This is a genomic window from Streptomyces sp. NPDC060205 (assembly GCF_042728395.1).
GTDB lineage: Bacteria > Actinomycetota > Actinomycetes > Streptomycetales > Streptomycetaceae > Streptomyces.
Map to the genome: position 1 here is coordinate 1 of NZ_JBHWZP010000380.1, position 8,535 is coordinate 8,535.

7 protein-coding genes are annotated in these 8,535 nt (G+C 71.8%); all 7 read left to right on the forward strand.

All coding sequences use genetic code 11. The features are described from left to right. Positions 1–262 precede the first annotated feature (262 nt). Positions 263–1,504 carry an ROK family protein gene (locus tag ACFWGJ_RS38420; RefSeq protein WP_387333592.1) on the forward strand — a complete coding sequence of 414 codons (1,242 nt, stop codon included), beginning with the start codon at positions 263–265 and terminating at the stop codon, positions 1,502–1,504. 332 nt (positions 1,505–1,836) lie between these two features. Beyond that, entirely contained in the window at positions 1,837–2,904 is a 1,068-nt protein-coding gene (locus tag ACFWGJ_RS38425) for an ABC transporter substrate-binding protein (protein ID WP_387333593.1), read from the forward strand. A gap of 5 nt (positions 2,905–2,909) precedes the next feature. Continuing rightward, positions 2,910–3,818 (forward strand): ABC transporter permease, encoded by a 909-nt coding sequence (locus ACFWGJ_RS38430; protein ID WP_387333594.1) that lies wholly within the window; start codon positions 2,910–2,912, stop codon positions 3,816–3,818. Further along, positions 3,794–4,591 (forward strand): ABC transporter ATP-binding protein, encoded by a 798-nt coding sequence (locus ACFWGJ_RS38435; protein WP_387333595.1) that lies wholly within the window; start codon positions 3,794–3,796, stop codon positions 4,589–4,591. The genes ACFWGJ_RS38430 and ACFWGJ_RS38435 overlap by 25 nt, the downstream gene beginning before the upstream one ends. Further along, positions 4,588–5,946 (forward strand): LLM class flavin-dependent oxidoreductase, encoded by a 1,359-nt coding sequence (locus tag ACFWGJ_RS38440; RefSeq protein WP_387333596.1) that lies wholly within the window; start codon positions 4,588–4,590, stop codon positions 5,944–5,946. The genes ACFWGJ_RS38435 and ACFWGJ_RS38440 overlap by 4 nt, the downstream gene beginning before the upstream one ends. An 18-nt stretch (positions 5,947–5,964) precedes the next feature. Continuing rightward, positions 5,965–6,861, forward strand: a complete 897-nt coding sequence (locus ACFWGJ_RS38445) for a TauD/TfdA dioxygenase family protein (protein ID WP_387333597.1) — start codon at positions 5,965–5,967, stop codon at positions 6,859–6,861. 128 nt (positions 6,862–6,989) lie between these two features. Further along, a complete protein-coding gene (locus ACFWGJ_RS38450) occupies positions 6,990–8,384 on the forward strand; it encodes an amino acid permease (protein WP_387333598.1) in 1,395 nt (464 codons plus the stop codon). Positions 8,385–8,535: the final 151 nt, after the last annotated feature.

The window sequence follows — 8,535 nt, forward strand, 5'->3', positions numbered from 1 at the left end:
GGTGTCTGGGGGCGCGGGGAACTGCGCGATCTTTTGGGTCCGCCCCGGAGGCAGTGACGCCCTGGCCCGGCGGGGTCGTAGCGCCTACCCTCGTCGCATGGTCCCCCAAGCCGAGAACTTCGCGTCGCGTCGATACGTCGACCTGCGCCGCCAGGGCACGGCCACCTGTCGCCACCCCTGAGGCGGGCGCGGAGGGATTCCCGCTCGCCTGGACGCGACAGACGTCGGCGCAGTGTCGGACCCTCCCCCGAGGAAGTTCTCCATGTCCAGTTCCTCCCTCGCACCACCACGCCCCGTACGCCCCGCCCGCCCCGGCGCCGTCGACAGCGACCGCCGCAGGACCAGCGCCAGCGCGGTCCTGCGGTCGGTCCTGGACCACGGCCCGGTGGCCCGCAGCACCGTGGCCCGGCTGACGGGCCTCTCCCCGGCCTCGGTCACCGACCACTGCGCGCGGCTCACCTCGCTCGGTCTGATCCGGGAGGCGCCGGGACCGCGCAGGTCGAACGGGGTCGGCCGCCCCCACGTGCCGGTCGACCTGGACGGCTCCCGGTTCGTCGTGGGCGGCGTGCACGTGGCGGTGCCGTACACCACGGTCGCCCTGCTGGATCTGCGCGGCCGGGTCGTCGCCGAGCGCCGGCTGGGTCACGACGGCGCCGCCGCCGAACCGGCCCGGGTCCTCGCGGACGCCGCCGCCGGGCTGCGGGCCCTGCTGACGGCCGCCCGGGGCCGTATCCCGCTCGCCGTGGGCTTCGCGGCCGGCGGCTGGGTGGACCGGGACTCCGGGACCGTCGTGGAGCATCCGCTGCTCGGCTGGCGGGACGTGCCCGTGCGGGAGGTGATCGGCGCGTACACCGGTCTGCCGGTCCATGTGGACGGTCACGCGCGGGCGCTGGTCAACGGGGAGCGGCTGTTCGGGGCGGTGGCGGGTGAGGGGCTGAGTCTGCTGCACCTCTTCGCGGGCAATGTGGTGGACGCCGCGTTCGCCACCCACGACGAGGTCCACCACGGTCCCCGTTCCCAGGCGGGATCGATCGCCCATCTGCCGCTCGCGGGTGGCACGGAGGCGTGCGACTGCGGCCGGACCGGCTGCCTGCAGGCGGAGTTGAGCGAGCGGACCCTGTGCCGGCGGGCCCGGGAGGCGGGCGTCATCCGCAGCGCGAACCCCATGCATGTGCTGGCCGCGGCGGCGGGCGGCGACGCGGACGCCGTACGGCTGCTGCTGCACCGCTCCCGGATGACGGGGCGGGCCGTGGGGCTGCTGCTCGACGTGCTCAACCCGGACACGGTCGTCGTCACGGAGGTGGGCGCCATCCACCGGGAGGACTGCCTCGCCGCGCTGCGCGAGGAGGTCGGGTCCGACCGGGCGGCGGCCGTCGCGCCGACGAGTTTCCCGGATTCGGTGCTGGCCGTCGCGGGCGGCTCGGTGGCCCTGGACGTGCTCTACCGGGATCCGCTCGCCGTGTCCCCGGGCAGGCTCCGGGCCTCTTCACCGGGACCTATTTAATTCAGAAAATCCGAATGTTGACAGGCGTCGCACCAGGCCAGGAGCATCGTGTCCATGAGCTGCCGCACCTTCTGTTGTTGACCCGCCCGAGCGTGGACACACCGAAGCGTTGACACGTCGACGCGCTGACGACCCGTTCCGTCCGCGTCCGTCCGCGTCCGTCCGCCGCCTCCCGCCGCGTACCGCGCGTGTGTGCCGTCCCGCTCCTGCGCACCTCTTCTCCGCGCGTCCCACCCTCCCCGGCCGCACCCCGCCGGGTTCTTCGCGCACCCTCCTGCCGTCCGCCGCAGCACGGCCCCGTGCACCGCCCCATGAATTCAGGGAGCCCTCCCATGCCACCTCTGTCCGCGTCCGGAGTCGACCGGCGGCTCTTCCTCTCCTCCCTGCTCGGCGCTGCCGCCGCTGCCGGGCTCAGCGGTTGCGCGGGCAGCAGCGCCGCCGACACCGGGTCCAAGGCGGCGGCGACGGCCCCGCTGGCCGACAAGGTCCCCTCGGGTACGAGCCTGAAGATCTCCTCCTATCAGGGCGTCCAGCAGCTGCAGTTCAAGCTCGCGGGGCTGACGGACCTGCCGTTCAAGGTGTCCTCCTGGGCGAACATCGGGGCCGGTCCCGACGTCATCAACGCCTTCCGTTCCAAATCCCTGGACCTCGCCAACAACGCGGGCATCCCGCCCATCCAGGCGCACTACCAGGGCTACGACGCGAAGATCGTCGCGATCAACATCACCCGCAAGCCCAACTACCTCTTCGCGACCAGGCCCGGCAGCGACATCGGGTCCGTGAAGGACTTCAAGGGGAAGAAGCTGGCCTTCTCGCAGGGGCAGGCCCAGGGAGTCGTCCTGCTGCGGGCGCTCAAGCAGGCCGGGCTGGCGTACGACGACGTGGACCTGGTGCCGCTGACCAGCAACCAGTTCCTCACCGCGCTGCAGGCGGGCCAGGTGGACATCGCCCCGCTCGCCAACAGCCAGTCGCCCGCCTACCTCAAGCAGTACGGGTCCAAGGGCGCCCACACCATCCCCACCGACGTCGTGGACCTCCTCAGCCTGCTGTGGGCGCCCACCTCCGTGCTGGCCGACAGGGCGAAGGCCGCCGCGGTCGCCGCGTACATCCCTCGATGGGCCAAGGGCCAGGTGTGGGCGTACGAGCACCCCGACGAATGGAACAGGGAGTTCTACGTCAAGACGCAGAACCTGAGCCTCGCGCAGGCGGAGGCGATCACCGAGCTGGCCAACAAGCCGCTGTTCCCGCCGCGCTGGGACGAGGCCGTGAAGTGGGAGCAGGAGACCGCGGACCTGCTGGCCGAGGGCGGCTTCGTGAAGGGCTTCGAGGTCGACTCGCTGTTCGACCGCCGCTTCGAGGGCATCGCCGCGAAAGCCGTCTCCGCCGAGTACCGGAAGTGAGCGCGATGACCACCACCACCGCGGCCACCACCGCCACCACCGCGCCCGCCGGGTCCGAGGCCGGCGAGACCGGCGCGGTCGCCGAGATCTCCGGGGGCGCCGAAGCCGCCGTCCCCTCACGCCGGACCCCCAGGCGGCGTCGCGCCCTCTCCCCCGGCAAGCGGCTGCCCGCCTCCCGGCTCATCGGCCCCGTGCTGTTCCTCGCGCTCTGGGCCGGCGCCTCCGCGGCCGGGCAGCTGGACACGAACGCGATCCCCGCGCCCTGGACGGTCCTGAAGACCGCCGGTCAGCTGTGGAGCGACGGCACGCTGCCCACCGACGTCCTCACCTCGCTGCAGCGCGCCGGAACCGGGTTCGCCCTCGGGCTGACCGCCGGGGTGGTGCTCGCGCTGACGGCCGGGCTCAGCCGGGTCGGCGAGGCGCTGATCGACGGGACGGTCCAGCTCAACCGGGCGATCCCGACCCTCGGTCTGATCCCGCTGTTCATCCTCTGGCTGGGCATCGGCGAGACCTTCAAGATCGCGATCATCGCCATCGTCGTCTACATCCCGATCTATCTGAACCTGTACTCCGCGCTGTCCGGCATCGACCACCGGTTCGTCGAACTCGCCGAGGTGCAGGGGCTGTCCAGGCTCCGGTTCATCCGGGAGATCGTCATCCCCGGCGCGCTGCCCGGGTTCTTCGTGGGACTCCGGCTCGGCGTCACCGGCTCCTGGCTCGGCCTGGTGGTGCTGGAGCAGATCAACGCCACCAGCGGCCTCGGCTACATGATGTTCCAGGCCCAGAACTACGGCCAGACGGATGTGATCCTCGTCGGCCTGCTCATCTACGGGATCTTCGGCCTGGTCTCCGACAGCGCGGTCCGCCTCATCGAACGGAGGGTGCTGTCATGGCGACGCACACTGAACAGCTGACGTCCCGTCCTGCCCCGGCCGCCCCGTCGGCCCCGGCGGCTCCGGCCGTCCGGCTCAGGGGTCTCACCCGGTCCTTCGACGGGCGGACCGTCCTCGACGACGTGGACCTGGACCTTCCCGCCGGGCAGCTCACGGCCCTGCTCGGGCACAGCGGCTCCGGCAAGAGCACCCTGCTGCGCGCCATCGCGGGACTGGACCACGAGGTCGCCGGCAGCGGTGAACTGGCCGCTCCCGACCGGGTGTCCGTCGTCTTCCAGGACTCCCGGCTGCTGCCCTGGCGCCGCGTCCTCGACAACGTCCTGCTCGGCACCGACGGCAAGGAGGCGGCGGAGCGGGGCCGCGCCGCGCTCGCCGAGGTGGGTCTCGCGGGACGCGAACGGGCCTGGCCCAACGAGCTGTCCGGCGGCGAGGCCCAGCGTGCCGCCCTGGCCCGCTCCCTGGTCCGGGAGCCCGAACTCCTGCTGGCCGACGAACCGTTCGGCGCCCTGGACGCGCTGACCCGGATCAAGATGCACGGTCTGCTGCGCGAGCTGTGGGAGCGCCACCGGCCCTCCGTGCTCCTCGTCACGCACGACGTGGACGAGGCGATCGTGCTGGCCGACCGGGTGCTCGTCCTCGACCAGGGCCGGATCGGCCTCGACCTGACCATCGACCGCGCGCATCCGCGCTCGTACCGCGATCCGCTGCTCGGCGAGTACCGCGAGCGGCTGCTCGCCGCGCTGGGCGTGAAAGAGGACCACGCGGGCCAGGAGAACCAGGAGAACGACCAGTGACCCGGCGTCGGCTGCACCTCAATGCCTTCCTCATGAACACCGGCCACCACGAGGCCTCCTGGCGGCTCCCGGAGAGCGATCCGTACGCCCATGTGGAGCTGGACCACTACGTCCGGCTGGCGCGTACCGCCGAGCGCGGCACCTTCGACTCGCTCTTCCTCGCCGACGGGCCGCAGCTGTGGAGCAATCTCGCGCAGCGGCCGGCCGGCGCCCTGGAGCCGCTCACCCTGCTCACCGCGCTGGCGACGGCCACCGAGCACATCGGTCTGATCGCGACCGCCTCCACGTCGTACAACTCGCCCTACAACCTGGCCCGCAAGTTCGCCTCGCTGGACATCATCAGCGGGGGCCGGGCGGGCTGGAACATCGTCACCACGGCCGGTGCCGAGGCCGCCCGCAACTTCGGCCTGGACGCGGAGCCCGCGCACGCCGAGCGGTACGCCCGTGCCGCCGAGTTCCTCGATGTGGCGCTCAAGCTCTGGGACAGCTGGGAGGACGACGCGATCGTCGCCGACAAGGCGGCCGGTGTCTGGGGCGACGATACGAAGATCCATCCGCCCCGGCACCGGGGGAAGTACTTCGGCGTCGAGGGCGCCCTGAACGTGCCGCGCTCCCCGCAGGGGTATCCGCTGCTGGTCCAGGCCGGCTCGTCGAAGGACGGCAAGGCGTTCGCGGCCCGCTACGCGGAGGCGGTGTTCACCGCCCAGCAGACCCTGAAGGACGCGCAGGACTTCTACGCCGACCTCAAGGCGCGGACAGGGGCGGCCGGCCGCGATCCCGACCACATCAAGGTGCTGCCCGGCATCGTCCCGGTGATCGGCTCCACGGAGGCGGAGGCGCGCGCCAACGAGCAGGTGTTGGAGGACCACATCGTGTACACGCACGGCGTGGGCCGGCTGGAGGGCCTGCTGCAACTGCCGCCCGGCACACTGGAGTTGGACGGTCGGCTCCCTGCCGATCTGCCGCCCGAGAGTTCCATCGAGGGGGCGAAGAGCCGCTACACGCTCGTCGTGGAACTCGCCCGGCGCGAACGCCTCACCGTGCGGCAGCTGATTGGGCGGCTCGGCGGCGGGCGCGGGCACCTCACCTTCACCGGGACGCCCGAGCAGGTCGCCGACGCCGTCGAGGAGTGGTTCACGCTCGGCGCCGCCGACGGCTTCAACATCATGCCCGCGGTCCTGCCGTCCGGCCTCGAAGCGTTCGTCGACCACGTCGTCCCGCTGCTGCGCGCCCGCGGCCTGCTGCGCGAGGAGTACGGCCCGCGACAGACCCTGCGCGGAAGATACGGCCTTCCCCGGCCCGCCAACCAGCACGTCTCCCCGGCACCCGGCTCCCCGGTGCCGGCCCGCGTCTGACCCCCGAGAGGAATCTTCATGACCGGCATCGAGATCCAGAAGGTCACCGCGAGGATCGGCGCGCGCGTAGCGGGCGTCGACCTCGCCAAACCGCTCGACGAGGCGACCGTCACCGCCCTGCGCGGCGCCCTCGACGAGCACAAGGCGCTGGTCTTCGACGACGTCGACCTGGACGACGAGGGCCAGCAGGCCTTCGCCCGGCACTTCGGCGACCTCACCACCGCCCATCCGACCGTGCCCGCGGTGGAGGGCGCCCCGAACGTGCTGCCCGTCGACAGCGAGCGCGGCCGGGCCGCCAACCACTGGCACACCGACGTCACGTTCGTCCTCAATCCGCCGCAGGCCAGCACCCTGCGCAGCATCACGCTCCCGCCGTACGGGGGCGAGACGCTGATCGCCAGTTCGGCCGCCGCCTACCGCGATCTCCCCGAGCCGCTGCGCCGGCTCGCGGACACGCTGTGGGCCGAGCACACCAACGACTACGACTACGCGGTGCCGGACGAGGAGATCGACGCGGCGCACGCCGCCCAGCGCGCCCAGTTCACGTCCATCAACTTCCGCACCGCCCACCCCGTGGTGCGGGTCCATCCGCTGACCGGTGAGCGCGGGCTGTTCATCGGCGGCTTCGCCCAGCGGATCGTGGGGCTTTCGGCGGGCGAGTCCCGCAAGATCCTCGATCTGCTCCAGGCCTATGTCGTACGGCCCGAGAACATCCTGCGCCACCGCTGGTCGCCGAACCAGCTGGTGCTGTTCGACAACCGGATCACCCAGCACTACGCCATCGACAACTACGACGGTCTGCCGCGCCGCCTCAACCGGGTGACGGTCGCCGGCGACGTGCCGGTCGGCATCGAGGGCAAGGAGAGCTACTCGATCGCGGGCGACGCCTCGCACTACACCCCGGTCGCCGCGTAGTCGGGGCATCACCCCTGGTGGCGGGGGTGTCCGGATAGTGGACGGCTCCTTCGCGCGAGCGGAGGGGCCGCCCAGACTGTGGGCGTTTTTGCCCAGTCTCAGTCGCACGCAAGGGACCACCCCCACTCATGTCCCGTACCACTCAGGACGTCGCGCCCCCCTCCGACGCCTCCCTCACACACGGCCTCAAACAGCGCCATCTGTCGATGATCGCCCTCGGCGGGGTGATCGGCGCGGGGCTGTTCGTCGGCTCCGGCGCGGGCATCGCCGCCGCGGGCCCGTCGATCGTCGTCGCGTACGCCGTCTCCGGTCTCCTCGTCATGCTGGTGATGCGGATGCTGGGCGAGATGTCGGCCGCGTATCCGTCGTCGGGCTCCTTCTCCGCGCACGCCGAGCGGGCCGTCGGGCCGTGGGCGGGGTTCACCGCGGGCTGGGCGTTCTGGGTGCTGCTGTGCACGGCCGTCGGCCTGGAGGGCATCGCCGCCGCGAAGATCATGACGGGCTGGCTGCCCGGTACGCCGGAGTGGGCGTGGGTGGCCCTGTTCATGGTCGTCTTCTGCGCAGCGAACCTCGCCGCAGTGCGCAACTTCGGCGAGTTCGAGTTCTGGTTCGCCGCGCTGAAGGTGGGCGCGATCGCCCTGTTCCTGGTCCTCGGCGTCCTGGCGATCACCGGGATACTGCCCGGCACGGACTCCCCCGGCCTGACCCACCTCACCGGCGAGGGCGGCTTCCTGCCGAACGGCGGCGAGGGGCTCGTCATCGGCCTGCTCGCCTCGGTCTTCGCGTACGGCGGACTGGAGACGGTGACGATCGCCGCGGCCGAGTCGCAGGACCCGGTCCGGGGCGTCGCGAGCGCCGTACGCACCGCGATGTGGCGCATCGCGCTCTTCTACATCGGCTCGATGGCCGTCATCGTGACGCTCGTCCCCTGGAACTCCGCGGCCGTCGTCGAGAAGGGTCCGTACGTCGCCACCCTCGACCACCTGGGCATCCCGGGCGCCGGACAGCTCATGAACGTCGTCGTCCTCGTCGCCCTGCTGAGCGCGATGAACGCCAATGTGTACGGGGCCTCACGCATCGCGTACTCGCTGGTGGAGCGGGGGCAGGGGCCGCGGACGCTCGGGCGGGTGTCCGGCGGGGTGCCGCGGGTCGCCGTGCTCGCCTCCTCGGTGTTCGGCTTCGGCTGCGTGCTGCTCAGCTACTGGCGGCCCGAGGACGTCTTCCCCTGGCTGCTGAACATGATCGGCGCGGTGATCCTGGTCGTCTGGATCTTCATCGCGGTCTCGCAGCTGCGGCTCCGGCGGCAGCTGGAGCGGGAGTCCCCGGAGCGGCTCGCCGTACGGATGTGGGCGTTCCCGGTGCTGACCTGGGTGGCGCTGGCGGGCATGCTGGCGATCTTCGTCCTGATGGCACGGGAGCCGGACACCCGGGTGCAGCTGTACGCGACGGGCGGGATGACGCTGTTCCTGGCGGCGGTCGGCTACGCCCGGCAGCGGGTACGGGCGGCACGCGCCGGGCTTTGAGGAACACACCACGCGCCCCTCTTGCCGCTGGACCGTATTTGCAAGAGACTTGCAACAAGAGCCCGACCTCGTGATCGTCTTCTCACCTTTCACGCGGCGGGCGGATGAACGGAAGGCCCCCGCGAGGACGTGACTCGCGGGGGCCTTCCGG

Bases quoted from the DNA above. Each gene is read 5' to 3' on its own strand.
- ACFWGJ_RS38420 (WP_387333592.1), top strand. From the start codon at position 263: ATGTCCAGTTCCTCCCTCGCACCACCACGCCCCGTACGCCCCGCCCGC.
- ACFWGJ_RS38425 (WP_387333593.1), top strand. From the start codon at position 1,837: ATGCCACCTCTGTCCGCGTCCGGAGTCGACCGGCGGCTCTTCCTCTCC.
- ACFWGJ_RS38430 (WP_387333594.1), top strand. From the start codon at position 2,910: ATGACCACCACCACCGCGGCCACCACCGCCACCACCGCGCCCGCCGGG.
- ACFWGJ_RS38435 (WP_387333595.1), top strand. From the start codon at position 3,794: ATGGCGACGCACACTGAACAGCTGACGTCCCGTCCTGCCCCGGCCGCC.
- ACFWGJ_RS38445 (WP_387333597.1), top strand. From the start codon at position 5,965: ATGACCGGCATCGAGATCCAGAAGGTCACCGCGAGGATCGGCGCGCGC.
- ACFWGJ_RS38450 (WP_387333598.1), top strand. From the start codon at position 6,990: ATGTCCCGTACCACTCAGGACGTCGCGCCCCCCTCCGACGCCTCCCTC.